Below are 26,665 nucleotides of genomic sequence, written 5' to 3'. Positions count from 1 at the left end.
CGGGCGGTCGACTGGGCACTTTCCACCAGCTTGGTGATGGCGGTGATGCCGTTGTCGGCGGCCTCGATCGTCTTGATCGCGTTGCCGATGCCGTCCAGCAGGTTGCCAAGGTCGTTGGCGCGCGCGCCGAGCGACTGCGAGGTAAAGAAGTTGGTCGGGTTGTCGAGGGCCGAGTTGACCTTCTTGCCAGTGGCAAGGCGGTTCTGTGTGGAGGCCATCATGTCGGCGGTGCTCTGCAGGGTAAGCAGGTTCTGGCGAACCCCGGCGGAGAGGGTAATGTCGGACATTCGGAAATCCTTTCTGGCTGCCCAAAGCGTTGTGGCCTCGTCCTGAGGCGCGCTGCCAGAATAGGTCCGTAAAGGCTAACTTAAGGTTAATCGAAGGTTTCGTCCATTCCGAAATGCCCTTTTAAACCAAAGGGTTTGTTAACCATATCGCAACGGATAGAAAAGCGGGCGGCGAGTCGAAACCCGCCGCCCGTATTTTGGATTTGCTTGCCTTGACTTAGAGCAGACGCAGCACCGCCTGGTCAGCCTGCGAGGACAGCGACAGGGCCGTCGTGGACAGCGACTGACGGGTCTGCAGGGCCAGAAGGTTTGCACCTTCCTCGTTGGTGTCGGCCAGAACCAGATTGTCCGCACCCGTCTGCAGGGTGTTGATCAGATCCTTGGTGAAGTCCTCGCGGATGCTCACCGTGTTGAGGTTCGAACCGAAGGTCGAGGCAGTTTCCTGCAGCGTCGACAGGGCCTCGGACAGGCTGTCGAGCGTTGCGTTGGCTTCGTCGTCGCTCAAGCTGGACACGGCGCTCAGGCTGAGGCCCGACGACGTCAGGTCCTCGCCCTGGATCGTCAGCTCCGACTTGGTGGCCGCGTCGCGCTTCTCGTTGAAGGCCACGGTGAGCGTCGAGGACGAAGAGTTCACCAGGTTGGTGCCGTTGTAGCTGGAGTCGGCGGCGAGCTTGTCGATCTGGCCCAGGATGTCGTTGAACTGCGACACCAGCTTCTGGCGGGAAGAGGAGTTCGCAGCCGGATTGGCCTGGGTGGTGATCGCCAGGCTGTCGGCGTCGCCCGCGGTTGCACCGTCGGTGAAGGTCACCGCGGTTTCGCCGGCGTCCACAAAGTCGCCGTCGGCCGGTTCCGACAGGTCGACGTTGGAGTTGGTGCCGAAGCCGAGCGTTGCGGCCAGCGAGGTCGCCTGCGTCGTCGCCGTGGAGGCGTCGCCGCCCGTGTCGGTGATCGTCAGGTTCAACGTGTCGGAATCGCTGCCGCCGATCTTCAGCTTGCCGGCGTCGGTGACTTCGGCCGTGGCAACGCCCGAGGCGTTGATCACGTCAACAGCGTCCTGCACGGTCGCAACCGGGCCGGTGCCGTCGACCTTCTGCGTCGTGCCGACGGTGATCGAGATGTTGGAGACCGAACCGGAGTCGGTGTCGGTTGCCTGAACATCGATGGTGTCGCCGGCGGCAAAGCCGAGGTTCGACAGGGTCTGGCGCTTGGCCTGGTCCTGGATCGATTCTCCGGAAATCGGCGTCAGGCCGTTGGTGGAGATCGACGAGGAACTTTCGACCACGGTTCCGGAACCGGCGCCGCCATCCTGGAGCGCCTGACGAGCGGTCGACTGGGCGCTTTCCACCAGCTTGGTGATGCCCTTGATGCCGTTGTCGGCGGCCTCGATCGTCTTCGTTGCGTTGGAGATGCCGTCGAGCAGGCTCGAAAGCTCACCCGCACGCGAGTTGAGACTCTTGGAGGTAAAGAAGTTGGTCGGGTTGTCGAGGGCCGAGTTGACCTTCTTGCCGGTGGCAAGACGGTTCTGCGTGGAAGCCATCATGTCGGCGGTCTGCTGCAGGTTGAGCAGGTTCTGGCGAACGCCAGCGGAGAGAGTAACACTCATTGTCGTACCTTTCTGGTGCGGGTCTTTGCAACGCGTTCTCGTTGCCCGCTCACGTTAGGTTCGATTTCCCAAACAGCTCGTAAAAACAAAGGGTTAACGAGAATTAGGGTTAACGTAGCGTTAGGACCTTCCAGGCCGGGGCGCGGGAGAGGAGCGTCTTTGCGCAAATGCTTGAAGGGGGTCGCCGAATCAGGCCGTATCCGCGATACTGAGCGGTGTCTTCCCATCCGATCCGAAGGATGAGGCAGAGGATGGAGCACGGTCCCGACGGGCAGGGCGTGCAAGGATTGTCCCGAGCGGGCTGCTTCCGGGCGAACGGTCGCAGCAAATGCCCCACAGACGTTGGAAATACGCCAGATGAGCCTCTTCTCCTTTGACCGCTGCGCGGTCGTCGCCGAAATTGGCATCAACCACAATGGCAGTCTCGATCTGGCTTTGGAGATGATCCGGGCCGCGCATCGGGTGGGCTGCGATGCGGTCAAGTTTCAAAAGCGCACCGTGGATGTCGTCTATACAGCCGACGAACTCGCCAAGCCGCGCAAGTCGCCTCTGGGCGAAACCAATGGCGATCTGAAGCGCGGGCTCGAGTTCGGGCGCAGGGAGTACCGGCGTCTCGCCGATTTTTGCGCCGATCTCGGCATTGTCTGGTACGCCTCGCCCTGGGACGAGGAGGCGCTCGATTTCCTTGTCGACCTCAAAATGCCCTATCTCAAGATCGCCTCGGCTTCCGTCACGGACCGCGGCCTGATCGAGCGCGCCGCGCGCTCCGGTATCCCGCTCCTGGTCTCGACGGGCATGTGCGATCTGAAGATGGTTCGCAGCGCGGTGGAGACCATCGAGGCGGCCGGTGGCGAAATCGCCTGCCTGTATCATTGCACCTCGACCTATCCGGCGCTGCCGGAAGAGATCAATCTCGCCGGCATTTCGACCCTGCGCGAGCGCTTTCCCCATCTCAAGATCGGCTATTCCGGTCACGAGGAGGGCATCCTGCCGAGCATCTTGTCGATCGCCTACGGCGCGGTCTCGGTGGAGCGGCATTTTACGCTCGACAGGGCGATGTGGGGCTCCGATCAGTCCTCCTCCATTGACGTGCCGCAGATGACCGAGATGATCGCCGGCATCCGTCTGGCGGAAAAGGCCCGCGGCGACGGGCAGATCAGGATCTACGAGCGTGAACGTCCTGTGATGGACAAGCTGCGCCGCAAGGACACGCTGGGCGTTGAGTGACATCGGCGCCGCGCCGGCGAGGCGCAAGCTCACCGCATTTCACCTGGCCTCCTTCGTCGGAAACCTCGGCGACAACGCCATGCATGACGGCGAATACCGCACACGTGCCGCGGACTTCCCGTTTCCGCTCGATCACCGCGCCTGCGAGGTCCGGGACTTCATTCACTGGCGCGAAAGGTCGTTCGACGACAGCTTCCTCGCCGAGGCGGAACAGGCGGACGTCCTCGTCGTGGGCGGGTTCAGCCTGTTCCAGCTCTGGCGCGACACAACGGTTTCCGGCACCTATCTCGACGCGACCTCCGAGTTTTTCGCAAGCCTTCCGTGTCCGGTATGGTTTCACGGGCTTGGATGCGATGCGACGCGCGGCGTCAATCCGCTGGCCGTGGAGCGCACGCGCGCCTTTCTCGACGATCTCCTGCCGCTGGACCACTGCCGCTTTTCTCTGCGAAACGACGGTTCGGCCGATCTGGTTCGCGCGCATCTCGGCGCGGACTATGCACAAGCGATGGCCATCGTTCCCGACGGCGGGCTTTTTGCCGAACCGCAGAGCCGGGCCCATCCGGGACTTTCGCCGGAGACGCGTTTCATCGCGGTCAATCTCGCCGGAGACATGCCGGACAAGCGCTATCGAAGCGCCGACGGCGCGGATCTGACCGAGCGGTTCGCGCGGCAGATCGCCGACGGGCTCGGCGCGCTGATGCGGGAGGATCCCGATCTCCTCTGCATCTTCGTGCCGCATATCTACAGCGATTTCCAGCCCATCTCATCCGTTCTCGAGGCCTTCGACGACCGGCTGCGGCGCACACGCGTGCTCGTTGCCGGGCTTGCCCAGGGCGACGCGGGCTGGTCTGCCTCCTTCGATCTCTATCGACGCGCCTCGGCGGTGATTTCCATGCGCTATCATGCCTCGCTCGGGTCGATCGGCTTTGCGACGCCGGTTCGCGGCATTTCCACCCATCACAAGGTCGAGGGGCAATTCGCCGCCTATGGCCTGTCGGAGCGCTGTCATCCGTTTTCGGAGCGAAGCGATCTTCAGCCGCTCTTTGCCGGACTTGCGCGGGACCTTGCCGACCCCGGTCCGGTGCGTCGGCGGTTCGCCGGGATCAAGGGGGAGGAGCGGGCCGTGCTTTCGCGCTATCACGGGGAGATCGCGACCTGGCTGACGAACCGAACGGAGACACGCCCGTGAGTTCGATCATAGACCAGTGTCTCGCGCTTTACGGATCGCACGCCTATTTCGTGCCTTATCCGGCGCGTGCGGTCGAGCCGGAATATTGGGACGAAAAACGCGATCCCGACGGCAATCTGCGCGATCTCGCCGCCGAACGGGACCAGCGCAAGGCGGATCTTGCCTATATCGCGGAGGCGGTGAACGTCCGTCCCGCGGGGCGGGTGGTCGACGTGGGCTGCGGGCTGGGCGAATTGCTCGAACAGATCTCCCCGGCACACGAGCGCGTCGGTGTCGATCCGTCCGAACGCGCCGTCAGGGTGGCGGCGGAGCGCAGCGGCGCGCGCACGCTGCGCGGTGAGCTGACAGCCGGTCTTTTCCCGGCCGGCTCCTGCGACACGATTGTCGCGCATCATGTGATCGAGCATATCGAGGACCCGGTCGGCTTCGTGGAGACCGTGCGGCATCTGCTTGCGCCGGGCGGACTCTTCGTGGTCGGCACGCCGAATTTCGCAAGTCCCGCCGCGCGGCTCTTCGGCGAACGCTTCCGCTTGCTGCACGATCCGACGCATGTCAGCCTTTTCAGCGACGACTCATTGCTTCGGCTATTGCGCGATACCGGCTTTCGCGTTGCGGCGGTGGAGTATCCTTTCTTCGGAACGCGTTTTGCCACCGACGAGGCCTGGGCGCGCATGCTTGAGCCGGAGAAGGGCGTTTCGCCGGCATTTTGGGGGTCCTTCGTGACGGTCTTTGCGGAAAAAGCAGCATGATCTGCGATGCCATCGTGCTGGCGCGCGGCGGGTCCAAGGGGATCCCGCGCAAGAATCTGGTGCCGGTTTTCGGCAAGCCGCTGATCGCCTGGACAATCGAAGCCGCCCGCGCCTCGGGTTTCGTGCGCGACGTGGTCGTCTCCACCGACAGCGAGGAAATCGCCGAAACGGCCCGTGCCTTCGGCGCGCGGGTGCCGGTGTTGCGTCCCGACGATCTGGCGACCGACATCTCGCCGGCGGAGGGCGCGCTGCGCCATGCGCTTGCGGAGATCTGTCGGCCGGAGACGCCGGAAGCGGTGCTGTTTCCGCAGGTTACGTCGCCGGTGCGCCGGCGTGACACGCTTGCCGACGCCTTCCGCCATTTCGTCGAGGGGGGCTACGACTCGTTGTTTTCCGCCCGTTTGATCCGCAACTACATCTGGCGCAACCTGCCCGAACCGCAGCCGCTCTACGACCCGCACAACCGGTTGATGCGTCAGCAAATTCCGCCCGAGGACCGCTATTATCGCGAGACCGGGAATTTCTACCTGTTCAGGACGCAGAGTTTCCTGGAAACGGGGTGTCGGCTGACAGGGCGGGTCGGTTTCTTCGAGACCACCGACGAGGAGGTCGTCGAGATCGACGAGCCGGACGATATTGCCGTTGCCGAACTCATGCTCGAGCGGCTCGCGCGAAATCTCGACATTCATCCGATCCAGATGTGAGCGGGCGCCCTTCGGGGCGCCGTCAATCCCGCGCGGCGCACCATGCCTCAAGATCCGCCACCAGACGCGGGACGATCCCGCTCGCCGGCACTTGCGGGTCGAGACGCAAATAGCGCGTGGCGGGCGCCCAGGGCGGGGTGTCGGCACCGAGCAACACCGTTCCGGTCACCGGTCCGAACCGCCAGGCGGGAACGCCGAGTGCGCCTGCCATGTCGGCGACCGAGGTATTCGCGGAAATCACGAGATCCATGCAGGCGGTGAGCGCCGCAACGGTCTCGAGGTCGTCGTAAAGATCGAGATCGCCCCAGCGGTGCAGCGTGATCGGGCTGCGCGCCTGTATTTCCGCGATCTCCGCGCTGCGGTCGGTGTAGTCGAGCAGCACGAAATCGACCGCGTCGTTTTTCAGCAACGGCAGCAGGTCTTCAAGCGTCAGGTAGGAATGGCGGCGAAGGCCGGACCGGTTGCCGCTGGTCCAGCTCAGGCCGACCTTCGGGCGCGGGCCGTCGAGCGGCGCGCGTGTCTTCAGCTCCGCGACGCGCTGCGGGTCCGCCGCAAGATAGCCGGGCGTTTTCGGAAAGGCGGCATGGGTCGGTCGTAGATGCATCGGCAAGGCGCCGAAGGCGCATTGCAGGTCGAAATCCTCTTCGCCGACGAGCGTGCCGCGCGCTTCGTGCTGCCTTGCGCGGACCTGCGCCTGCGGAAAATTGCGCGCAAGCAATGGCACGATCTTGGGGTGGCATTCCACGACCAGCCGGTCCGCCTGCTCCGCAAGCTCGGTGAACATCGACGCGCAGCGCAGCACGTCGCCGATGCCCTGGTCGTCCCAGACCATCAGCGTTTTGCCCTCGAGCGGTTCGCCCTGCCATTTGGGCCTGGTGAACTGGCGGGTGATCAGGCCGGTCAGGTTGGCCTCCACACGGCGTTCGGCAAGCGGCCAGCCGCGCGTCAGATCGCCGATGGAGAGATAGGCGAAGCCGAGCGTCATGGCGGCTTCGTGCCGTTCGGGATCGCGCGAATGGGCCTTTTCGAGATCCGCAATCGCCTCTTCGAAACGGCCGAGGTGATACAGCGCCTTGCCGCGCACGAGCCGGCTGTCCACGGTGTCGAGACCGAGGGCCAGCGCAGCGTCGACCGCGTCGACGGCCGCCGCATGCGCGCCGCAGCCCCAGTGGCTGTTGGCAAGACTGAGGTGATAGATCGCGTCATGCTCGAGGTCGAAGGCGTCGGCGCGCGCGATGAGAAGATCGCGAGCGTCCGGTGCCCGGTCGAGCTGATTGAGCGCATCCGCCAGGGACAGGATCGCGCCCGTGTGACCGGGCATGGCCTGTAGCGCGAAGTCCAGGAGCTTCGTCGCTTCTTCATGCTTTCCGGCAAGGATCAGCGTCTGGCCGAATTCGACGAGTGCCTCGCCGTTTGCGGGATCCGCGCGCACGGCGGCGTCATAGGCGCGAAGCGCGTCGGCGATCCGCCCGGACCGGCGCAGGAGCGACGCCCGGCGGTACAGGAGAGCGGGATCGGCGGCATCTTGAACGTCGGAATCCGCGACGGCGATTGCCGCATCTTGATCGCCGAGCCGCTCCAGGGCGTCCAGCCGGTTGACGCGATATCGCGCCTCGTTCGGCACAAGCGCGATTGCGCGTTCGAACAGGGCGAGTGCCCGTTTGGGAAAGTCCTGTTCCAGGAAACACAAGCCGAGCAGGTTCACCGCCTCGGTGTTTTGCGGGTCTTTCCTGAGGATCTTTTCATAGAGCGTGCGGGCGCGGGCGACATTGCCGTCGCGCTGCAGGACAAGCGCCTTGCGCATCTGCTCCAGAACTGCGGGAGAGGGGGCCGACATGCGCGCGTCCGTTCGCTGTGCGTGGGAGGCGCGACTATAGCTGATTCGGATGGCCGGCCGCGTGCGGCGTCTCGGGGCAGACGCACCGGGCTCTCCGCCTTGCACCGCGCGCCGCGCGCGGATGCGACGTGTCTCTAAAGGCTGCGGTTGACGTCCAGTCCGGTCATGTCCTTGTGGGTGGTTTCGGCGAACGCACGACGCAGGCGCAGAAGCGATTCGTCGGGGATCTGGCGGACGACCTCTCCGGTCTCGGTATCGATTGCCCGAAACACCAGCGAGTCGGTGATCGTGTCGCGGTATTCCTCACGCTTTATGTCCTGCGACCCGACGGGACGCTGCGATGCCGGGTTTTCCGCCTCGGGCCGCATGGCCGTGCTTTCCTGCGAGGGCTGAACCGCCTTTTCCGCCGGGACGTCGGTCGGTGCCGAAGGCGGATTGACCGCTTCCCGGCCGCGTGTGGGCACCAATGCTGTTTGATAGGCAGGCGCCCTGGTCACTCCCGTTTCCATGTCCTCAGTCTCCCTACATGGCAGGAGGTCGAAACGATCCTCTTGCCGATCCGGTAAAGTCACGAGGGCCTTCAGGTTAACCATGTTTTCGCCAGCTCTCCAGCTTGCGAATATGAGTAATTTATGCCCGCAACTTAAAAATCCATGGAACGGATGTTATTTGAAAACTGTGAATACTATCTTAAAGGATTCGTTAGCATTTAGCTATGATGTGAATTGATCCTGATTCGTTCCCGGTACGGTCCGATGTTCGCCGTCGAGATCGTAAACAGGAGGCCTTGCGGCGGGGTATGTCGTTGCCCTTGTTGTCGAAGTTGGTGAGGTGCCGAAAGCAAAATGCCGACCCGTGTGGCGGGTCGGCATCGAAGCAGGGCGATAGGAGCGTTTGTGACGACGCCCGTGTTTGCGACGGCGTCCTTGTCAGAGCGCGCGATTGACCGCAATGCCGTCCACTGCGGACGGGCTGCGAGGCGCGGAGCCGCCCGGGCCGTAGGTGGTGGGTGCGCGGCGCGATCCCGCGCCTTCCGCGACCTTGCGCATTAGCCCGTCGGCCACCTCGCGTGCCGTTGCGAGAACGGCGAGGTTGATCCGCAGCACCGGCTGGAACTCGGCATGGCGTCGCTTGAGATCTTCCACGGGCCCCGGAGCGAGATTGCCGAGCGCGACCGTCTGGTCGCGCACATAGGTCATTCCGCGCATGTAGATGCTGACGAGATTGGCCTTTTCTGGCTGCAACTCGCCGGCTTCCTCCAGCTTGCCGGCCCGCACCAGATCGGTTTCCCGTTCCACGACGGCCAGGAGATCGGTCATGGTGGCGGCCAGTCGACGGCAGGTGGCTTCCGCGGCTTCGCGGTCGGCGATGGAGCCGGAGAAGAACTCGGGGGCCAGTGCGGCAATCGTTTTGGTGTCGAGGCTCATTGTCCGGGTGTCTCCTGAAGAGCAAGGAGCTCGCGCTGGATGGAATCGGCGATGCCGATGCCCCCGGCGCGGGCGATGGTGTCGGAAAATTGTTCGACCAGCATGCCGCTCCAGGCGTCGGAGCCGGCGCCGCCGCCCCAGGTGCCGCCGCCCTCTTCCAGGCCGGCGAACATCGACTGGAACATGGTGTTGAGGAAGATCGCCTCGAACTCTTCCGCCTGCTGCCGGTTGCCGGCCTGTGCGGTGGCGGGGGAGCCGAGCGCCTGAACGCGTCCCTGCGCGGCGGTGAGGGCGGGATCGCTCGTCAGGGCGTTCATCATCACATCACCTCGATTTCGGCCTGCAGGGCGCCGGATGCCTTGACGGCCTGCAGGATGGAGATCATGTCGCGCGGGCCGATGCCGAGTGCGTTCAGGCCGTCGACGAGCTGCTGCAGCGTGACCGTCTTCGGCAGAACGGCGAGGCGGTTGTCGCTCTGGTCGTCGACCAGGATATCCGTGCGCGGCTCGATCGCCGTCTGTCCGTTGGCGAAGGGCAGCGGCTGGACCACCTCCGGGCTTTCCGCGATGGTCACCGTCAGGTTGCCCTGGGCAATCGCCACGGTGGAGATCTTGACGTTCTGGCCCATGACGATGATGCCGGAATTCTCGTCGATCACGATGCGCGCCGGCAGGTCCGGTTCGACGATCAGCTGCTCGATGTCGGTCAGCAGGTCGACGATGTTGCCGTTGAATTCGCGCGGCAGGTCGATGCGCACGGTGGCGGGATCGAGCGGCTCGGCGGTCGGCAGGCCGATCAGCTCGTTGACGGCGAGCGCCATGCGGCGCGCGGTGGTCAGATCCGGGTTGCGCAGCGCCAGGCGCAGGGTCGTCATGGAGGCCAGCTTGAAATCGATCTCGCGCTCGACAAGCGCGCCATTGGCGATGCGCGCGGCGGTCGGAACGCCGCGCGTCACGGTGGCGGCATCGCCCTGGGCGGTGAATCCTCCGATCGCCAACGGCCCCTGCGCGATGGCATAGACCTCGCCATCGGCACCCAGAAGCGGGGTGACCAGAAGCGTTCCGCCCTGAAGGCTGTCGGCATCGCCGAGCGCGCTGACCGACACGTCGATGCGTGTGCCCTGGGTGGAAAAGGCCGGCAAGTTCGCCGTCACCATGACAGCGGCGACATTGTCGGTGTTGAGATTGAAGCCCCTCGTGTTCACGCCGAGCCGTTCCAGCATCGCTTCCAGGCTCTGCCGGGTGAAGGGGGCGTTGCGCAGGCTGTCGCCGGTGCCCTGAAGGCCGACGACGAGGCCGTAACCGATCAGCTGGTTGTCGCGGACGCCCTCGAAGTCGGCGATGTCCTTGATGCGCGACGACGCGTGGGCCGCGCCCGTTCCCAGCAGCAGGGCCAGCAAGGTGAAAACGCGAAGGATTGTGGTCAGCGTCATGAACCGGGTTCCGATCGGTTGAATGTTCGCTTCCCGGTATGCGAGGCTCATGCCAATCGTAAGGAATTTGGAAAGAAATGAACAAGCCTCTGATTTCAAAGTATCTTTGTAGATTGCATGCGTCTCGACAGACGGTGGCCTTTCGAGGAAGGGGCAAAAATTGCCGGCTTGTTAACGCTTCGTTTACCAACTCGGAAAATTGTGTACCCATGGACAATGCCGATCAGACCACGGGTTTCCCCAGATGAAGATTTCAGGCTATACGCCCGCCTCCGGCGTGAAGGGGCGCAGCGTGAAGAAGCGCGACGGCGAGGGCGGCGGCGAATTCAGTGTCGCCTCGGGCGAGCGCGCCAGCGCGTCGAGTGGCAGCGCGGCCGCCGCGTCCATTGCGGGTATCGGCGCGCTCTTGGCGCTTCAGGAAGTCGACGACCCGCTTGTCGGGCGCCGCAAGGCCGTGGCGCGCGGAAACGATCTGCTGGACGGGATGGAATCGCTGAAAGCGGATCTTCTGGGCGGACGTGTCTCCGCGGATCGTCTCGACCGGATCGTGGGAATGCTCGCCAGGCGCGCCGACAGCGGCGATCCTGATCTGGAAGGCGTGATCGACGAGATCGAATTGCGGGCGAAGGTGGAGCTGGCCAAGCTTGGCCGTTTCGACGCCTAGGCAATTCCCGCAGGGACAGGACAACGCAGCGTCGCGCCGCGAAAAAATGCGCGCCCTTGCGGCACTCTGTCAATCAACTAGCTGAAAAATATAACAAAAAAATGATAGTATTTTCCGCATACGCAGCGTTGTCGTTTGCGCTTCCTCCCGCTATATTCCGCGCGGCCTAACGGGAGCCGGAGTAGGACATGACGGTTGAGCTGGATGCCGAGTATCGTCCCAGCGAGGACGAGCTCTTCATGAATGAGCGTCAGCGCGAGTATTTCCGGAACAAGCTTTTGCGGTGGAAGGAAGACCTTCTGAAGGAGAGCCGCGAGACCCTGGAAAATCTCCAGGAGGAAAGCCAGAATCACGCTGACATTGCGGACCGGGCGTCATCGGAGACGGATCGGTCCATCGAACTCAGAGCACGCGATCGGCAGAGGAAGTTGATTGCAAAGATCGATGCGGCACTCGACCGGATCGTTGACGGATCGTACGGATACTGCATCGAAACGGGGGACCCCATTTCGTTGAAGCGGCTTGAAGCCCGTCCGATCGCAACGTTGTCGTTGGAAGCGCAGGAAGCCCATGAGCGTCGCGAGAAAGTGTATCGCGACGACTGAGGTGTCCCGCAGCGGCCCCGGGGCGTCTTGCCCCGGACCGGAATGCACAAGATCCCTTTTTAAGGCCCGGCAGTCCGGGCCTTTTTTTTTAGGAAAATTCGATGAAGTGTCGGTCCGGAAACCGGCAATGTGTAAAGGATTGAATTAAGGGTTCGAAAAGAGAGCTCTGTTTTAATCGGTTCCAACGCCCGGCAAAGCATGACGTTACTGCATTGCCGTTGAGGGAGGTTGATGCGGATCCGATGATCGATGTTCTTTTCGTGGTCGACGACAAAACGGACGTGCCGGCGGTCCTGAACAAGACGTCCGCCATGTTCAGCGTGACGCGGGTTCTGGCAACTGCGCTCGAGCCCGGGCATGTTGCCGGTGCGCGCGTGATCGTGGTGCATGCGGCGCTGCGCAGCGTCGACGAGGTTGCACGGATCGAGGACGCCTGCGACGAGGCCCGCCGGCGGGACGACTGCATCTACGTTGCCAAGGACACGGACCGGGCGGGCATCGTCCAGGCGGAATCTGTCGGAATCGGCCGGGTTGTCGCGTCACACCAGCCGGTGGAGGATGTGCTCGCCGCGATCCAGGGCATCTTGAACCGGGAGCTTGCGCACAGCTTGAAGGACCAGCCCGCCCAGGTGGTCCAGGCCATCGAATCCACCGGAATGCTGTTTCGGCAGGTCGCCTCGGCCATGCGCGACGACGCGCCACTGCCGCTGCGTCTCCTGAGCGCGAGTTCCCAGAATATCGGGGCCGCCATTGAAAGCGTCGGGCTTGTCGAGTGGATCAATGCGGTGGAGATGCACCACAGCCAGACCTGCCGCCATATTCTGATGGTGGCCGGTTATGCGGATGCCTTTGCACGGAACCTCGGGCTGTCGGCGAACGATACCCTGGTCTTCACCCAGGCCAGCCTGCTGCACGATGTCGGCAAGCTGTTCATTCCCATCAGCATCCTGGAAAAGGCCGGGCCGCTCACCGACCAGGAGCGCCAGGCGATCATGATGCATCCGTTGCGGGGCGCCAAGGCCTTGCGTCGCGGGGGACGCGCGCATCCGCTCGTGGTCGAGGCCGCGCGAAGCCATCACGAGTATCTCGATGGCAGCGGATACCCGGATCGACTGACCGATGAGCGGATCTCGCCGCTGGTTCGCATGTTGACGATCGTCGACATCTATTCCGCGCTGAGGGAAGAGCGGGCCTACAAGGCCGCGATGACGCCGCGTCTGGCGATCACCGAGATGGCGGGCATGAAGGGCAAGCTCGATCCGCGCCTGTTCGCCGCCTTTCGCGACATGGTGCTCAACCCGGTTTTCGGATCACAGCGGTCGTCGCGGGACGCGGAAGCGGTGTCGGCAGACGACTGTCTCGTCAACGGCCTTCATCCCCTGGACCGCGCGACGCCCGTCCGCAATGTCGCTCGGCGCGCCACCGGCTGACGCCACGTCCGGAGCTTTCCTGAAACTGCAACGGGCACGGCCTGCCGGGGAGCAGATGAGCCGTGCCCGTTCGCCGTCCGTGCCTGGGGAGCAGTGGTCCGGCTGGGGAGAGAGCCGCGCGAAGCTGGGGAGCCCGCGCGCGGCCCGGGGTCGTGATGCCTCTAGAAAGGCAGCACGATATCGAGAACCTGATTTCCGTATCTCGGCTGTTGGACGTCGGTGATCTGGCCGCGTCCGCCATACCCGATACGGGCTTCGGCGATCTTCTCGCTTTCGATGGTGTTGTTGGCGGCGATGTCCTCGGGCCGGACCACGCCGGCGACGATCAGTTCGCGCACCTCGAAATTGACGCGGACTTCCTGGCGGCCCTCGATCACCATGTTGCCGTTGGGCAGGAGTTGCGTGACCACGGCCGCGACCTTGGTCTGCAGCTTTTCCTCGCGGTCGACCTTGCCGCTGCCCTGGAAGTTGGTCTCGCCTGAAGCGGTCACCAGGTTTTCGGAGGAGGTCCCGCCCGGCAGGAACAGGGTGTTGATCCCGGCGCCGACCGCGCCGCCGGTTCCGCTGGCGTTGGATCCGGTGCGGCTGCGGGCGGTCTGGTTGTCGAATTCGGCCTTGTCGGAGATCGTTACCAGAACGGTCAGGATGTCGCCGACCCGGCCCGCACGCTGGTCCTTGAAGAAGGCGCGTGCCCCCGAACGCCACAGCGAGTTGGAATTGTAGTGAACCGACTGCGGGGTGGGCATCGGCATTTGCACCGGGCGATAGCCGGGCGTGGTCGTCGGGTCCTGGATCGCGGTCAGGGCCGGAGCCTTGCCGACGTTGGACAGGCGGTCGGCCGCACCGCAGGCGGTGACGACAAGGGCGAGGGACGCGACGAGTGCCGCGCGTGCGATACGGGGGACGGAGGCCATCAGTTCGTCTCCTGGAGCTGTGCGATGCGGCGGTGAACGAGACCGACCTCGACCTGGTCATGGCCGCGAACAACGCCGGAAACGGTCCGGCGGGACTGGATATTGAGAACGTCGACGATATCGCCCTCGGCGCCGTTGGCGAGCGCCTGACCGATGGTGGTCAGCGTGAGGCCATTCGACTCGAAAACCAGCGTGACCTTGGTTCCGCGCGTCACCAGAAGGGGCGGTTCGAAGTCTGCTTCACGCAAGGGGCGGTCCGCCTGGATGCCGCGGCGCGCGGCGAGGCCGACGATCTCCTCGGGGGTCTCGACATGACGGGCCGTCAGGCGCGTGCGCGGGACTTTCTTCACGATCAGGTCGCCGTCGCGCACCACGTCGCCGCGGTCCAGCGGGCGGGCGAGAGCGTAGACCCGTGCCATTTCCACTAGGCGACCGGTCAGGGTGGCGGTCTGGCTGCGCGGACCGGCGTTGATGCGAAGGCTTGCAGTCAGCCGACCGGAGCGGCGGTCCCAGGCCACCGAGGTGACCGTGACAGGGTCCTGCGCGCCGGCGTCGGCCAACTGGGTGCCGGAAAAGCCGCGCAGCGACATCTCCAGAAGGTCCTGGTCGGTCTCGGGATGGCGTTCTGCAAGGACAGCGCGCACTTCGTCTTCCAGCTGCGGCATGCCGACAGTGACGGCAAGCCGTTCGACGACGACATGGCGCAGACCGTCGGTCTGGGCGTCGAGATATCCGGCAGCCCTTGCGCGTTCGGCAACCATCGCGGCCGAAACTGGGCCGCTGGTGCCGAGATCGGGGGCGCGAAACAGCGGGGTGGCAGCGAAACGTCCGGCCCCGGGGTAGAAGTCGCCGACGGTGACGATGTCGGTGGTGACCGCGACGTGGGATCGCAGCGCGCCGGCTGCGATCGCCTGGCCGGCGGCCAGGAACAGGACTGTCGCTGCGATCAGGGTTTGGCGGATCATCTGTGCGCTCCTCATCATCCAGGCGCGCGTCAGCGCAGGTTGGAAGTGGTTGCCGACATTTCGTCGGCGGCCTTGATGATGCGCGAGTTCATCTCGTAGGCGCGCTGGGCGGCGATCAGGTCGGAGATTTCACCGACCGCTTCGACGTTGGCCATTTCGAGGTGATTCTGCATGAGGTCGCCGAAGCCGGCATCTGCCGGGTTGCCGACCACTGCGGCACCGCTCGATTCCGTTTCCAGGAACAGGTTGTCGCCGATGGCTTCCAGGCCGGACTTGTTGACGAAGCGGGCCAGCTGGAGCTGGCCGAGCTGCTGGATGGCGTTGTTGGCATCGAGCGCCTGGACCTGTCCGTCGGCGCTGATGGTGACGTCGCGTGCGTCCTGCGGGATGACGATGCCCGGCGCCACGGCATATCCGTCGACGGTCACCAACTGGCCGTTGGCATCGCGTTCGAACGAGCCGTCGCGGGTATAGGCCTCGCCGCCGTCGGGCAGCTGGATCTGGAAGAAGCCCTCGCCGCGCACGGCGACGTCGAGTTCCTTGCCGGTCTGGCTGAGGTTGCCCTGGCTCATGATGCGGGCGGTCGAGGCCGTCTTGACGCCGGAGCCGATCTGCACCCCGGTGGGCACGATCGTGCCGTTGGCGGAGGAGTTCGTGCCCATCCGGCGCAGGTTCTGGTAAAGCAGATCCTGGAAGTCGGCGCGCTGGCGCTTGTAGCCGGTCGTGCGCATGTTGGCGACGTTGTTCGAGATGACCTCGACATTGAGCTCCTGGGCCCGCATGCCGGTCGCGGCGATATGAAGTGCCTTCATCGCGTGGTTCCTTTTTGCGTTGCCTTAGGCCTGTGCCGAGCCGAGACGCTCGATGGCCTTCTTGCGAAGCTCTTCGTTGTCGGAAATCATCTTCGAGACAGCGGTGTAGTTGCGCGTGATCTCGATCATTCGGCTCACCTCTGTGACGCCGGAGACATTGGACTTTTCGATCGCACCCTGAAGAACCCGGACATTTTCCGCCGGAATCGGGTTTTCGCCGACGAAAAGGTTGCCGCCGATGCGCTCCAGGGCCTGCTGGTTCTCAAAGCCAACGACACGCAGCTGCCCCTTCACGCCGAGCGAGGAAGAGATGGTGCCGTCCTTGGCGATGCTGATGTCGGTGTCTTCCGCAGAGAAGCTCAGCGGGCCGCCTTCGCCCTGGACAGGATAGCCTTCCGGCGTGACGAGCTGTCCGGTGGAATCGAGGTGCAGGGCACCGTCGCGGGTGTAGCGTTCACCGCCGGGCGTATCGACGACAAGATAGCCGGAGCCTTCAAGGGCAACGTCGAAGGCGTTGCCCGTCAGCGAGATCGATCCGGGCTCGAAGTCTGACGCCATGCCGTAGTCGACGACATAGGAAAACTCCTGGTCGCCCCGCTCGAACTGGCGGGCCTCGGCCACCGGCATCAGATACTCCTCGAAGAGGAGCCGCTGCGTCTTGTAGCCATTGGTATTCATGTTGGCCAGGTTGTTGGCCACCACGTTCAACTGGTTTCGAAGTGCCGTCTGGCGCGACAGCCCGATCAGAAGGGCGTTCTCCATTGGATCCGTTCCTATGCTCCCCAGCGAGCGCCTGTCTCCCCAGACCTGGCGCCCGTTAACCCTAAAGCAGGGAGTGTGCCAAACCTCGGATCGTTGAAAACATTGGGAAATTCGGATTTTAAGCGGCGTGCTGCCCGGCAGAAGCCTCCCGGTTTTCCTGCCGGGCGGCAAAAACTGCCGCATTCTGCAAGTCGTTAACGATCCGGTAACCTCTCGTTAACCATTGCGGCTTTAGAAATAATATACGCGCGGGAGGGAAGCGCAGCGAAAGAGATCCACAATGACAGCGGATGCGGATGCAGCCGACACACAGGCCGAGGGTTCCGAGCCCTCCGGCGGCGGCAAGAAAAAGCTGATCATCCTTGGGGCGGGCGGTCTTGTGCTGCTCGTCGTGGGGGGCGGCGCGGCCGCCTATTTCCTCGGGCTGTTCGACAGCGCGCCCGCGCCGGCCGAGCCCGGTGGGGAGGCGGTCGTCGAGCAGCGGCCGGTGGTTTTCTACGACCTTCCCGAAATGACCGTTAACCTTTCGACCGACGGCCGTGCGACCTATCTCAAGGTCCGCATCGCGCTCGAGGTTGCGGACAAGGGGGCGATCGACCAGATCGAGCCTTTCCTGCCGCGTATCCTGGATGCGTTCCAGGTTTATCTTCGCGAATTGCGGCCCGCCGACCTGGAGGGCTCTTCCGGTTTGTTCCGACTCAAGGAAGAGTTGCTCCGGCGGATCAATACGGCCGTATATCCGGCACGCGTGGAAGGCGTGCTGTTCAAGGAAATTCTGGTTCAATAGGGTCGAGCAGCCGATGGCCGACGAAGACGATCTTGGCGATATCGACGAAGCCTGGGGCGAGGCGCTGGCCGAGCAGGGCGAGGGCGACGGCGAGGAAGAGGACGATCTTGCCGCTGCGTGGGGTGCCGCGCTCGAGGAGCAGGGCGTCGCCGGTGGCGACGACATGGCGGCCCAATGGGCGGCGATGATCGACGACAGCGAGCCCGAGCTGGAGAACGCCACGCGCGGTGCCGATCGTATCCTCAACCAGGAGGAAATCGACAACCTTCTCGGGTTCAACATCGAGGATACGATCGCCGCCGACCAGAGCGGGATCCGCGCGCTCATCAATTCGGCAATGGTCTCCTACGAGCGCCTGCCGATGCTGGAGATCGTGTTCGACCGTCTGGTGCGGCTGACCACGACGTCCTTGCGCAATTTCACCTCCGACAACGTCGAGGTTTCGCTCGACAGCATCTCGTCGGTGCGGTTCGGCGATTACCTGAACTCGATCCCGCTGCCGGCGATCCTGGGTGTCTTCAAGGCCGAGGAATGGGACGGCTTCGGCCTGTGTACGGTTGAATCGAGCCTGATCTATTCGATCATCGACGTCTTGCTCGGCGGCGGACGCGGCATGTCCGCCGTGCGGGTGGAGGGGCGTCCCTACACCACGATCGAGACCAATCTCGTGCGCCGCATGATCGAACTGATCATGCATGACATGGAGCAGGCGTTTTCGCCGCTCTCGCCGGTGCACTTCAATCTGGAACGGCTGGAGACAAATCCCCGTTTCGCCGCGATTTCGCGTCCTGCCAATGCCGCCATCCTCGTCGAGCTTCGCATCGACATGGAAGACCGTGGCGGCAAGATCGAAATCATGATGCCCTACGCGACGCTCGAGCCGATCCGCGATCTGCTCCTGCAGATGTTCATGGGCGAGAAGTTCGGCCGCGACCCGATCTGGGAAGGGCATCTGGCAACCGAGATCTACGCCGCCGAGATCGACGTCGATGCGGTGCTCTACGAGACCCACATGCCGCTCGGGCGGGTGCTGGACCTCAAGGTCGGCGAAACCCTTCTCTTCGACGTGTCGCCCAACGATCCCGTGTCGATCAAATGCGGTGGCATCCCGCTGACGCAGGGAACGATGGGCAAGGACGAGGATTCCATCGCCGTTCGCGTCGATCGTGGCTTGCAGAAGCCGAAAATGACCCTGGCCGCGTTCGAGCGCGCCATGCAAAAGGAAATGGACCCGACATGAGCACGCTGCCCCTCGGACTGATCATCGAAAGCCTGGTCGCCGTGCTGCTGGTTGTGACCATCGGCTACTGTGTCGTTTTGAACAAAAGGCTCAAGCGGCTGCGCGCGGACGAGGAAAGCCTGCGGGCGACGATTTCCGAGCTCATCACGGCGTCTGAAATCGCCGAACGGGCGATCCTGGGGCTGAAGGCGACGGCCGGCGAGGCCGACCGCACACTCGGTGAGCGTCTCGTGGCGGCGGAGCGCCTGTCGTGCACGCTGTCGGAGCAGATCGTGACCGGAAACACCGTTCTGGAACGCATCACGCAGATTGCCGAAGCCGCCAAGCCGGCAGCCGCCGTGCCGCCGATGCCGGCTGCCGCTGAGCCGGCCCAGGCGCCCCGGTCGGGATCGATGCGCGCCAACGATATTCGCTCCGCGGCGATGGAAGCCACGGCCCGTCTCGAGCATTTCCGCAAGCGCGCAGCGGAGCAGGCTGCGTGACAACCCTTCGCCTCATCCCGGTCCTCTTGCTGGCGGCGAGCGCTCTTCTTGCGCTCAAGCTGTCGGGGCTGATGCTGGAAGGCGGCACCGTTGCCCCGTCCGGCGTCGGCGTGGGGACGGCGATGGCCCAGGCGCAGGACGATGCCGGGGCGCAACCGCCCGCCGATGCCGGGTCCGCCGCGCCGGCCACGGATGCACCCGGCGAGGAAGAGGCGCTTTCCCAGCCGGAGAGCGGCGCATTGCCGCCGGCGGCGGGAGCGGCTGAAAACGGATTGCCCGCCGGCCTGGAACTCGGCGGGTCGATTGCCGAGCGCAAGGTGCTGGAATCGCTCAGCGGACGGCGCCGCGAACTCGACAAGCGGGAGAAACAGTTCGAGCTGCGCCAGCAGTTGCTGCAGGCGACAGAAGACCGGGTGCAGAAGAAGGTCGACGAGATGAAGGCGCTGGAGGCCAGCATCTCGTCGTTGCGCGAGGAACAGGAAAAGAAAAAGAACGGCGACCTGCGCAAGCTGATCCAGATGTACGAATCGATGAAGGCGAAGGACGCGGCCCGGATTTTCGACCGCCTCGATATCGATATTCTCCTGAAGGTCGCCAAGCAGATGAAGCCGCGCAAGATGGCCGACATCATGGGCCGCATGTCGCCGGAGGCCAGCGAACGGCTGACGGTGGCGCTCGTCAACGGCGGCAAGGACGACGAGATGGCCACGGCGCCGGTTTCCTCCGAACTTCCGAAGATCATGGGGAACTGACCCGTGGCGAAGCCCTGCCTTTCAGCGGACGGCGCGCCGGGTCATGCGACCGGTGAAAGAGGGCGTTAAGCTGCTGGCGCTAGAGTGTCGGCCGGTAAACGCGCGATGGGGACCCCGGTGAAACACACAGGCCGGCATGAAACGGGATTGCAGGGCGTCGTCGCTTTGAAAGCGGCGACGGTTTTTGCCGTCTTGCGCCTGATCGCACTTGCCTGCCTCGTCGCCTGGCCGGTGTCTGTGCGCGCCGAAACGCTCGAGGCCTCCCTGGATGCGAGCCAGCAGCAGGGATACGGCCGTCTGGTGTTGACGTTCGCGGACCTCTCGCTGCTGCCGCAATATGACGCGCTCGCCTCCAACGGGGTCTTGCGGATCCGGTTTCGTGACGAAGTGCAAGTCGACGTCGACACCATTCCCATCGACATGCCCAATTACATCTCCATCGCTCGTCGCGACCCGGACGGGTCGGCGATCCGCTTCGCGTTGATGGGCGACTTCAAGGTCAACACGATGGAGGCGGGCGAGAAGCTTTTCATCGATTTGCTGCCGCCGACGTGGCAGGGCATGCCGCCGGGCCTGCCCGACGACGTGGTGCGCGAGCTTGCTCGCCGTGCGGAAGACGCGATCCGCCGCGCCCGTGCCCTGGAGCAGGCACGCCTGAAGGGCCAGGTCGAGCCGGAAGTCGCCCTTCGCATCGGCCGGCATCCCACCTTCACGCGGCTTGCGTTCGACTGGAACGTGAATTTCGACACAGCCTTCGTGCGCGAGGGCGACATGGTGAAGGTGAGCTTCAATCACGAAGCGCCGCTCGATCTTGGGCGGCTGCGGTCGCAATTGCCGCCCGGCGTGGTCGATGCGACCGCCTTTACCGATGAAGGCAAGTTGAAGTTCCTGCTTCGCGTCGAGCCGGATGTCGACATCCGTGCCTTTCGCGAGGAAGAGGCCTATGTCGTCGATGTCACGCCGCGTGACATGCCGACAGATCCGGTCAATGCAGCAATCGACGCCGCGCTGGGCGTGCAGGACGGCACGCCGGAAGGCGTGCGCGAGGTCGTCAGCGCGCCGGGCGTCACGGCCCCGGCCGCAACGCCTGCCGTGCTGTCGCAAACGGAGGAGCGTCCCGCGTTGCAGGCAGCTTCCCGGCCTGTTCCGCAGCCCGAGATCGCCACGACGAATCCCGGCGCCATTGCGGCTTCGGGTGCGTCGCAGGCGACAGCGGTGTCGCCTGATGTTGCGACCGCGCCCGATCCGGAAGCGGGGTCGCCCGTGGCGCCGATGCCGGTCTCCAAGCCGGTCGAGGATGCCGAGATCCCCGGTCCGCTGACACCGGGCGCACAGGCGTCCGAGGGCGGGGTCACCGGCGCCGAAGCCTCGCAGGAACGCCCGCTCGAGGTGACGGCGACGGACCTTGCGGCTCCCGCCGAACCGGCGACGGCGGATCTCGTCGCTCAGGACGATGCCCCGACGCCATCGCGCGGCAACAGCGGCCCGCAGGACGACATGGCACCCGCAACGGAACCCGCCGCAGATCCTTCTGCAGGCCCCCCCGCCGCCGACCCGGATGCCGCGTCGCTTGACGTGGCCGCGGACCCCGCGCCGGGCGAGGGGGCGAGTGCCGGACTGGCGCCCGGTGGGACGGATGGTTCGTCCGCGCCGGATGACGGCACGCGCGCGCAAGGCGCGGCGACATCGGATGCCGCCGCCGGTCTGCCCGACGCCATCGACCTGCGCCAATACACGGATGCCCAGGCTCCGACCGTCGAGCCCGACCCGGTGTCCCCCGAATCCGCACCGGTCGGCTATGACGACGAAGCCCGTCGGTTTGTTGCGGCCGAAGCGCGCCGGATCGGGGATATCGTGCGCGTGGTGTTTCCTTTCTCCGAGCCGGTGCCGTCAGCGGTGTTTCGCCGGCACGGCAGCCTGTGGATGGTGTTCGACACCGCCGATCCGATCGACGTACGCGGCATGCGCGCGGTGCTCGCGGGCGATGTCGAAGGGGTCGAGGTGCAGTCCGAAGACGGATGGCAGTCCATTCGTGTCGACATGGAACGCCAGAAGCTGGCAACCGTCGGCGTGGACGGCAGCTCCTGGGTGCTGACGATCGGCAACACGATCCTTGAGCCGTCCCGGCCGTTGACGCTGGAACGCACCGTGCGCGGCGACGGCGGCACGGTGATCAGCATCCCGTTTCGTGCCCCCGGCCAGATCCACGAGCTCCGCGATCCGTTCGTCGGCGACGTGATCACCACGGTGACCGGTCTCGGCCCGGCGCGCGGCATCCTCAAACCGCAAGCCTTCGCGGAGTTCGAGACGCTGATGTCGGCGCATGGCGTGGCGGTCATCGCCAAGGCAGACGATCTCGCCGTAAGCGCCGATGGGGATGCGGTGATCCTGGAGCGTCCGCGCGGTCTTGCCGTTTCCCATGGCGACCTTGCGCAAGGCTCGCGGGTGTTGAAGCCGGTCGCCGATCCGACGGCGCCGGGGCACATCGACCTCGGCAACCTGATGACCAGCGATACGGAGGATTTCCTGCGCAAGATCAAGGCGCAGGAATTCACCATCGCCAACACGCCGCTGGAGCAGCGCCGTGTGCCGCGCATGGCGCTGTCGCGGTTCTATCTTGCCCATGGGTTTGCGCATGAGGCGCTTGGCCTGATGCGCCTTGCCGCCGAGGACGAACCGGCGCTGGCGCGCGATCCGAGCTTCAATCTGCTCATGGGGGCGGCGCAGGCGCTTGCCGCACGTCCGCGCGAGGCGGATGAGTACCTGGAGCGTCCGGGGCTTGCCAACAACGCCGATGCCGCCGTGTGGCGCACGATCACCTCGGCCGCGCAGGGCAACTGGACGGATGCCCGCATGGCCATGACCCGGGGCCGGGCGGTGGTGGGAAACTACCCCGTGCTGGTTCAGACCGAATTCAATCTCGGGGCCGCCCGCACCATGGTCGAGGTCAACGACTACGGCCAGGCCGCCGCCGTCCTGTCGGAGATCGATCCGAGCATTGCCACTGCCAAGCAGGCGGCGCGCTACGATATCATTCGCGGCCAGATCGCCGATGCCTCCGGCCGGTCCCGCGAGGCGCTGACCGCCTTCGATCTTGTCGAGCGTTCCGACGAGCGGCCGCTTGCCGCCGAGGCGGTCTATCGCGGGCTTCGCATCCGGCACCGGGACGGCGATATCACGACAACGGAAACGGTGGAGAAACTTGCAGGCCTTGCGGCGTCCTGGCGTGGCGACGAGACCGAATTGAAGACCTTGCGCTTTCTTGCCCAGCTGCATGTGCAAAATGGCGACTACCGCAAGGCCTTCGAGGCGATGCGGTCAGCCGTTCAGGCGGATTCCGATGCCGATACGACCCGCCTCCTGCAGGACGAGATGGAAGCCGTTTTCGCCAGTCTCTTCCTGAACGGGGAGGCGGACGCCATGTCGCCGATCAAGTCGCTGGCGCTGTTCTACGACTTTCGCGAGATGACCCCGGTCGGGCGGCGGGGGGACGAGATGGTGCGTCGGCTGGCAAACCGGCTGGTGGCCATGGACCTGCTCGATCAGGCCTCCGAGTTGTTGCGGCACCAGATCGACAACCGGCTGAAGGGCGCGGCGCGCTCGCAGATCGCCGCGGATCTGGGCGTGGTCTATCTGATGGACCGCAAGCCCGAAGAGGCGCTTCGCGTTTTGAACAAGACGCGCCAGGCAAAGCTGCCGCGTGAGTTGGAACGCCAGCGCAACATGGTCGAGGCGCGCGCCCTCACCGAGAGCGGCCGGCCCGACCTGGCGCTGGAGATCGTGCGCAACATGCGCGGCGAGGACGTCGAGCGACTCAGGGCGGACACGCTTTGGGCGGCACAAAGCTGGCGCGAGGCGGGCGAGCAGCTGGAAGGGATCGTCGGCGGACGCTGGTCGGATGCCATTCCGCTGGCCGACCAGGAACGCGCCGACATCCTGAAGGCGGCGATCGGTTACTCGCTGGCCGACGACAGTTTCAGCCTCAGCCGGCTGCAGACCAAGTTCACCGCCAAGATGAGCGACAGTCCGGAGGCGGAGGCCTTTCGCGTGGTGACGCGTCCCGCGGACGAACGCGGGGTGGAGTTCATGTCCGTGCTCGACAGTCTGGAATCCGTCGACAGCCTCGATATCTTCCTCAGCGAGTATCAGCGCAAGTACCTGCAGCCGAGCACCACCACCTTGCCGGCCGTGGCCCCGGGGCCGGCGGTCACACCAGCCGATGACCGCACCGCGCAAAGCGGCAGCGAGCAGAGCCCGGCGCTTGCCCAGGGCGGACGCGCAGGCTGAGGCGAGCGGCCCCTGCTGTCGCACACGCCTGTTCAAGGATCCCGGAACGTCTCGAATAAGGCAGCGGCAGATCGACGTATCGCGCGGGGGCGGTCCCCTCAGCCGCTTGCGAAACTTTGCACCAGACTGCCCGCGATCAGGTTCCAGCCGTCGACCAGAACGAAGAAGATCAGCTTGAACGGCAGCGAGATCACCACCGGCGGCAGCATCATCATGCCCATCGACATCAGCACAGACGCGATGACCAGATCGATGATCAGGAACGGAAGGTACAGCAGGAACCCGATCTCGAAGGCGCGCCGCAACTCGCTGATCATGAAGGCGGGAACCAGGATGCGCATGCCGAGATCGGCGGGTTCTTCGGGCGCGGGCTGGCCGGACAATTCGATGAAAAGGGAAAGGTCCTTCTCGCGCACGTTCGCCCGCATGAAGCTGTGGAAGGGCGTCGACGCACGTTCGAAGGCCTCGTTCAGCTCGATCGACCCCTCCACCAGCGGCTGAACGCCCTCATTGTAGGCGGCCTCGAAGGTGGGGGCCATGATGAAGGCGGTCAGAAACAGCGCCAGAGATGTCATCACGGCGTTGGGCGGTGCTGTCTGGAGGCCGATTGCCGAGCGCAACAGCGACAGAACGACGACGATCCGGGTGAAACTCGTCACCATGACCAGGATCGAGGGCGCAAGGCTCAGGATCGTCAGGAGAGCGACAAGCTGGACGGCACGTTCCGTCAGACCGGTGCCTTCGCCGAAACCGATCGAGATATCCTGGGCGACGGCAGAGCCGCCCAGAAGCAGAAGCAGCGCAAGCGAACAGGCAAGGCCCCGGACCAGACCGGCAAGGCGCGATTCCGCGAAGACGCTTCCGGCGCGCATAGGAGGAGAACCGCGCCGGAGGTCTGGCGTCATTTCGATTTCGACCCGCCGATCTCGTTCAACAGACGCGCCATTTCCTCCTCGATCGCATCCATGGTCACGGCCCCGGCGGGGTCCTTCTTGTCCTTCGGGTCGGCGTCCTCTTTCGGCGAGGCGTCGGCGGAGGTCTCCTCCGGCTTGTCCGCTGCCGCAGTGTCGCCGGTTGCGGGCGTCTCAGGCGTTGCCTCGGTGGCCGGCGCGCTCCGGCTCTGGCTGAATTCGGCCAGCAGCGCGTCTTCCAGATCGTCGGACGTGGCCCGGGACGGCGCGGGGGGCGCGGCCGCCGGCGTGGATGTCCTGGAAGCGTCCGCTTCGACCGGTTTTTCCGACGCTGTCTCTTCGCGCTCCGGCTCGGCGGCGTCGGCTTTCGGCGTGGCAACCTCCCGGGTGGCGGCGTTGTCCTTGCCGGTGCTTGCGGGCGCGGCCGGCCAGGCGCTTGCCGGAGCCGTCGCCGTTGTCGCGGACGACGCGGAGGGGGCCACATCCGGCTCGGGCTTCGGTGCGGCGCTGGTGTCCGCGGGTGCCGGATCCGGTGTTTTGACCTCGGGCGTCTTGACCTCGGGCGCTTTTGGCGATGCGTCCTTGGCCGGGGCCTCGGGCGCCGCCGGCTTCGACGCCGCCGGCTCGACCGGTGGCCTCACGTAGGAGGGGCGTGGTGCGGGCGCGCTCTCCGCCACGGCGGGCGCGTCGACGTCCGGTGCCTTCGGCTCGTCGCCCGGCTGCGGATAGGCGGTCCGGGCGGTCGAGGCCGGTCCGGAGGAGGGGGGCGTGATCGTGCGCCGGGGTGCGGGAGGCGTGTCGGCGCGCGGTGCGGCTGCGCGCGGGGCACTCTCCGACGGCCCTTCGCTGCCGCGCAGGGCGCCGGTTCCGCTGCGCGCAAGACCGGCGACGGCGGCGCCGGCCGCAGCGACCGAGGCGCCGGCCCGGTGGAGCGGCGTCGGACGCCTGGAGCCGTTGTCGGCTGCCGGGGCGTCTTGAGACGGTGCTCGCGGCGTGGGGGCGGTGGCCCGCGGCGATGGTCGCGGCGGCTGGGGTTGCTGGCCGCCCGCGGGCACTGCCGGCGATTGCGGCGCGGCCGGACTTGCGGACGGGGCCGGGGCCATGCGCCGCGGGGCAGGTGCTTGCGGCGCTTGCGGCGGTGCGGACGGACGTGGCGTCGGCGTGCGGGGCGCTGGCTCGCTTATCGGCGGGGGCGCGGTTTCGGCCGGTGCGGTCGGGGCGGGAGCGACATCCGTGGCCGTTTGCCCCGACTGGCGCGGATAGGCCTGGGAGATGGGCACGCCGCGCACGATGTTGCGTTCCACAACGACATCGCTCGGACCGCCGACCAGAAGCAGATGCTCGACGTTGTCGCGGCGGATGAGGATCAGGCGCCGTCGGGCGTCCAGCGCCGCGGCATCCATCACGGAGACACGTGGCTGGCGCGAGCGACCGCCCATGACCCGCGTGCCGGCGATGCGGCGCAGCACCCAGACAAACACGGAGATGAGCGCGAGCACCACCACCACGGCGATGAAAAATCCGATGCCCCGGGCCCAGCCCGGTTCCATCTGGAAGGTATCCACCAGCCAACTTGTCATGCCATTGGGCCTTTTCTCC

The 26,665-nt window shown here is 65.2% G+C and carries 25 protein-coding genes; 12 read left to right on the top strand and 13 right to left on the bottom strand.

From position 1 onward, the window contains the following. Positions 1-287, bottom strand: a 287-nt coding sequence (locus G572_RS23755; RefSeq protein WP_037546830.1) for a flagellin N-terminal helical domain-containing protein, incomplete at its 3' end; no start/stop codon positions are given. Between the two features lie 217 nt (positions 288-504). Next, the gene (locus G572_RS0113050) at positions 505-1,890 is read right to left on the bottom strand and encodes a flagellin N-terminal helical domain-containing protein (protein ID WP_029058865.1); all 1,386 of its coding nucleotides are present in this window, start codon (positions 1,888-1,890) and stop codon (positions 505-507) included. 357 nt (positions 1,891-2,247) lie between these two features. Between G572_RS0113050 and G572_RS23750 the strand changes: the two genes are divergently transcribed. The 4 genes from G572_RS23750 to G572_RS0113030 are packed head-to-tail and all read left to right on the top strand — an operon-like array spanning position 2,248 to position 5,759. Beyond that, positions 2,248-3,117, top strand: coding sequence for an N-acetylneuraminate synthase family protein (locus G572_RS23750; protein WP_037546828.1), 870 nt, complete (start codon positions 2,248-2,250; stop codon positions 3,115-3,117). After that, on the top strand, positions 3,110-4,306 hold the full coding sequence (locus G572_RS0113040) for a polysaccharide pyruvyl transferase family protein (protein ID WP_029058864.1): 1,197 nt from the start codon (positions 3,110-3,112) through the stop codon (positions 4,304-4,306). The genes G572_RS23750 and G572_RS0113040 overlap by 8 nt, the downstream gene beginning before the upstream one ends. Further along, the gene (locus G572_RS25510; protein WP_051242326.1) at positions 4,303-5,055 is read left to right on the top strand and encodes a class I SAM-dependent methyltransferase; all 753 of its coding nucleotides are present in this window, start codon (positions 4,303-4,305) and stop codon (positions 5,053-5,055) included. The genes G572_RS0113040 and G572_RS25510 overlap by 4 nt, the downstream gene beginning before the upstream one ends. Further along, positions 5,052-5,759: an acylneuraminate cytidylyltransferase family protein gene (locus tag G572_RS0113030; protein ID WP_029058863.1), complete on the top strand. Its 708-nt coding sequence runs from the start codon at positions 5,052-5,054 to the stop codon at positions 5,757-5,759. Before G572_RS25510 ends, G572_RS0113030 begins: the two co-directional genes overlap by 4 nt. A gap of 22 nt (positions 5,760-5,781) precedes the next feature. Here G572_RS0113030 and G572_RS0113025 read toward each other — a convergent pair whose 3' ends face one another. The 5 genes from G572_RS0113025 to G572_RS0113005 form a co-directional block, all read right to left on the bottom strand. Then, positions 5,782-7,596, bottom strand: coding sequence for a tetratricopeptide repeat protein (locus G572_RS0113025; RefSeq protein WP_084650120.1), 1,815 nt, complete (start codon positions 7,594-7,596; stop codon positions 5,782-5,784). 134 nt (positions 7,597-7,730) lie between these two features. Next, the gene (locus G572_RS23740) at positions 7,731-8,105 is read right to left on the bottom strand and encodes a flagellar protein FlaG (protein WP_051242324.1); all 375 of its coding nucleotides are present in this window, start codon (positions 8,103-8,105) and stop codon (positions 7,731-7,733) included. Between the two features lie 420 nt (positions 8,106-8,525). After that, on the bottom strand, positions 8,526-9,023 hold the full coding sequence (locus G572_RS0113015) for a hypothetical protein (RefSeq protein WP_208979110.1): 498 nt from the start codon (positions 9,021-9,023) through the stop codon (positions 8,526-8,528). Beyond that, the gene (locus G572_RS0113010; RefSeq protein ID WP_029058860.1) at positions 9,020-9,343 is read right to left on the bottom strand and encodes a rod-binding protein; all 324 of its coding nucleotides are present in this window, start codon (positions 9,341-9,343) and stop codon (positions 9,020-9,022) included. The genes G572_RS0113015 and G572_RS0113010 overlap by 4 nt, the downstream gene beginning before the upstream one ends. Next, positions 9,343-10,455 (bottom strand): flagellar basal body P-ring protein FlgI, encoded by a 1,113-nt coding sequence (locus G572_RS0113005; RefSeq protein ID WP_029058859.1) that lies wholly within the window; start codon positions 10,453-10,455, stop codon positions 9,343-9,345. The genes G572_RS0113010 and G572_RS0113005 overlap by 1 nt, the downstream gene beginning before the upstream one ends. 244 nt (positions 10,456-10,699) lie before the next feature. Between G572_RS0113005 and G572_RS0113000 the strand changes: the two genes are divergently transcribed. From G572_RS0113000 to G572_RS25505, 3 genes are all read left to right on the top strand, one after another. After that, positions 10,700-11,119 (top strand): flagellar assembly protein FliX, encoded by a 420-nt coding sequence (locus G572_RS0113000; RefSeq protein WP_029058858.1) that lies wholly within the window; start codon positions 10,700-10,702, stop codon positions 11,117-11,119. 188 nt (positions 11,120-11,307) lie between these two features. After that, the gene (gene dksA / locus G572_RS0112995; protein ID WP_029058857.1) at positions 11,308-11,724 is read left to right on the top strand and encodes an RNA polymerase-binding protein DksA; all 417 of its coding nucleotides are present in this window, start codon (positions 11,308-11,310) and stop codon (positions 11,722-11,724) included. Positions 11,725-11,966: 242 nt separating this feature from the next. Then, positions 11,967-13,154: an HD-GYP domain-containing protein gene (locus G572_RS25505; protein ID WP_051242322.1), complete on the top strand. Its 1,188-nt coding sequence runs from the start codon at positions 11,967-11,969 to the stop codon at positions 13,152-13,154. Between the two features lie 161 nt (positions 13,155-13,315). Here G572_RS25505 and flgH read toward each other — a convergent pair whose 3' ends face one another. From flgH to flgF, 4 genes are read right to left on the bottom strand one after another with little or no spacing between them, the layout of a single operon-like run. Continuing rightward, a complete protein-coding gene (gene flgH / locus G572_RS0112985) occupies positions 13,316-14,068 on the bottom strand; it encodes a flagellar basal body L-ring protein FlgH (RefSeq protein ID WP_037546826.1) in 753 nt (250 codons plus the stop codon). Next, the gene (gene flgA, locus G572_RS0112980; RefSeq protein WP_037547058.1) at positions 14,068-15,033 is read right to left on the bottom strand and encodes a flagellar basal body P-ring formation chaperone FlgA; all 966 of its coding nucleotides are present in this window, start codon (positions 15,031-15,033) and stop codon (positions 14,068-14,070) included. Before flgA ends, flgH begins: the two co-directional genes overlap by 1 nt. Positions 15,034-15,062: 29 nt before the next feature. Further along, positions 15,063-15,845 (bottom strand): flagellar basal-body rod protein FlgG, encoded by a 783-nt coding sequence (gene flgG, locus G572_RS0112975; protein WP_029058854.1) that lies wholly within the window; start codon positions 15,843-15,845, stop codon positions 15,063-15,065. Positions 15,846-15,869: 24 nt separating this feature from the next. After that, positions 15,870-16,607 (bottom strand): flagellar basal-body rod protein FlgF, encoded by a 738-nt coding sequence (flgF, locus tag G572_RS0112970; protein ID WP_029058853.1) that lies wholly within the window; start codon positions 16,605-16,607, stop codon positions 15,870-15,872. Positions 16,608-16,887: 280 nt separating this feature from the next. Between flgF and G572_RS0112965 the strand changes: the two genes are divergently transcribed. The 5 genes from G572_RS0112965 (at position 16,888) to G572_RS23730 (ending at position 24,155) form a co-directional block, all read left to right on the top strand. Further along, on the top strand, positions 16,888-17,394 hold the full coding sequence (locus tag G572_RS0112965) for a flagellar basal body-associated FliL family protein (RefSeq protein WP_029058852.1): 507 nt from the start codon (positions 16,888-16,890) through the stop codon (positions 17,392-17,394). A 13-nt stretch (positions 17,395-17,407) separates the two neighbouring features. Next, the gene (gene fliM, locus G572_RS0112960; protein WP_029058851.1) at positions 17,408-18,634 is read left to right on the top strand and encodes a flagellar motor switch protein FliM; all 1,227 of its coding nucleotides are present in this window, start codon (positions 17,408-17,410) and stop codon (positions 18,632-18,634) included. Next, complete coding sequence (locus G572_RS0112955) at positions 18,631-19,116, top strand: DUF6468 domain-containing protein (protein ID WP_029058850.1); 486 nt, start codon at positions 18,631-18,633, stop codon at positions 19,114-19,116. Before fliM ends, G572_RS0112955 begins: the two co-directional genes overlap by 4 nt. Next, the gene (locus G572_RS0112950) at positions 19,113-19,868 is read left to right on the top strand and encodes a MotE family protein (protein WP_029058849.1); all 756 of its coding nucleotides are present in this window, start codon (positions 19,113-19,115) and stop codon (positions 19,866-19,868) included. The genes G572_RS0112955 and G572_RS0112950 overlap by 4 nt, the downstream gene beginning before the upstream one ends. A gap of 117 nt (positions 19,869-19,985) precedes the next feature. After that, positions 19,986-24,155: a hypothetical protein gene (locus G572_RS23730; protein WP_208979109.1), complete on the top strand. Its 4,170-nt coding sequence runs from the start codon at positions 19,986-19,988 to the stop codon at positions 24,153-24,155. Between the two features lie 98 nt (positions 24,156-24,253). Here G572_RS23730 and fliP read toward each other — a convergent pair whose 3' ends face one another. Together fliP and G572_RS0112935 are read right to left on the bottom strand one after the other, a co-directional pair. Continuing rightward, a complete protein-coding gene (gene fliP, locus G572_RS0112940) occupies positions 24,254-25,027 on the bottom strand; it encodes a flagellar type III secretion system pore protein FliP (protein ID WP_029058848.1) in 774 nt (257 codons plus the stop codon). Between the two features lie 29 nt (positions 25,028-25,056). Continuing rightward, positions 25,057-26,646: a flagellar biosynthetic protein FliO gene (locus G572_RS0112935; RefSeq protein WP_029058847.1), complete on the bottom strand. Its 1,590-nt coding sequence runs from the start codon at positions 26,644-26,646 to the stop codon at positions 25,057-25,059. Positions 26,647-26,665: the final 19 nt, after the last annotated feature.

The sequence above is a fragment of the Stappia stellulata DSM 5886 genome, assembly GCF_000423705.1.
Classification (GTDB): domain Bacteria; phylum Pseudomonadota; class Alphaproteobacteria; order Rhizobiales; family Stappiaceae; genus Stappia; species Stappia stellulata.
Note: the sequence above shows the minus strand (reverse complement) of the source record. Positions and strands in the feature narration are given on the sequence as shown.

Coding starts and splice junctions, on each gene's coding strand:
- G572_RS0113005 (WP_029058859.1), bottom strand. CDS start 10,455: ATGACGCTGACCACAATCCTTCGCGTTTTCACCTTGCTGGCCCTGCTG.
- G572_RS25505 (WP_051242322.1), top strand. CDS start 11,967: ATGATCGATGTTCTTTTCGTGGTCGACGACAAAACGGACGTGCCGGCG.
- G572_RS23750 (WP_037546828.1), top strand. CDS start 2,248: ATGAGCCTCTTCTCCTTTGACCGCTGCGCGGTCGTCGCCGAAATTGGC.
- G572_RS0112965 (WP_029058852.1), top strand. CDS start 16,888: ATGACAGCGGATGCGGATGCAGCCGACACACAGGCCGAGGGTTCCGAG.
- G572_RS0113010 (WP_029058860.1), bottom strand. CDS start 9,343: ATGATGAACGCCCTGACGAGCGATCCCGCCCTCACCGCCGCGCAGGGA.
- flgA (WP_037547058.1), bottom strand. CDS start 15,033: ATGATCCGCCAAACCCTGATCGCAGCGACAGTCCTGTTCCTGGCCGCC.
- G572_RS0113025 (WP_084650120.1), bottom strand. CDS start 7,596: ATGTCGGCCCCCTCTCCCGCAGTTCTGGAGCAGATGCGCAAGGCGCTT.
- fliP (WP_029058848.1), bottom strand. CDS start 25,027: ATGCGCGCCGGAAGCGTCTTCGCGGAATCGCGCCTTGCCGGTCTGGTC.
- flgG (WP_029058854.1), bottom strand. CDS start 15,845: ATGAAGGCACTTCATATCGCCGCGACCGGCATGCGGGCCCAGGAGCTC.
- G572_RS23740 (WP_051242324.1), bottom strand. CDS start 8,105: ATGGAAACGGGAGTGACCAGGGCGCCTGCCTATCAAACAGCATTGGTG.
- flgH (WP_037546826.1), bottom strand. CDS start 14,068: ATGGCCTCCGTCCCCCGTATCGCACGCGCGGCACTCGTCGCGTCCCTC.
- G572_RS0113015 (WP_208979110.1), bottom strand. CDS start 9,023: ATGAGCCTCGACACCAAAACGATTGCCGCACTGGCCCCCGAGTTCTTC.
- dksA (WP_029058857.1), top strand. CDS start 11,308: ATGACGGTTGAGCTGGATGCCGAGTATCGTCCCAGCGAGGACGAGCTC.
- G572_RS0112935 (WP_029058847.1), bottom strand. CDS start 26,646: ATGACAAGTTGGCTGGTGGATACCTTCCAGATGGAACCGGGCTGGGCC.
- G572_RS0113030 (WP_029058863.1), top strand. CDS start 5,052: ATGATCTGCGATGCCATCGTGCTGGCGCGCGGCGGGTCCAAGGGGATC.
- G572_RS0113050 (WP_029058865.1), bottom strand. CDS start 1,890: ATGAGTGTTACTCTCTCCGCTGGCGTTCGCCAGAACCTGCTCAACCTG.
- flgF (WP_029058853.1), bottom strand. CDS start 16,607: ATGGAGAACGCCCTTCTGATCGGGCTGTCGCGCCAGACGGCACTTCGA.
- G572_RS0113000 (WP_029058858.1), top strand. CDS start 10,700: ATGAAGATTTCAGGCTATACGCCCGCCTCCGGCGTGAAGGGGCGCAGC.
- G572_RS0112955 (WP_029058850.1), top strand. CDS start 18,631: ATGAGCACGCTGCCCCTCGGACTGATCATCGAAAGCCTGGTCGCCGTG.
- fliM (WP_029058851.1), top strand. CDS start 17,408: ATGGCCGACGAAGACGATCTTGGCGATATCGACGAAGCCTGGGGCGAG.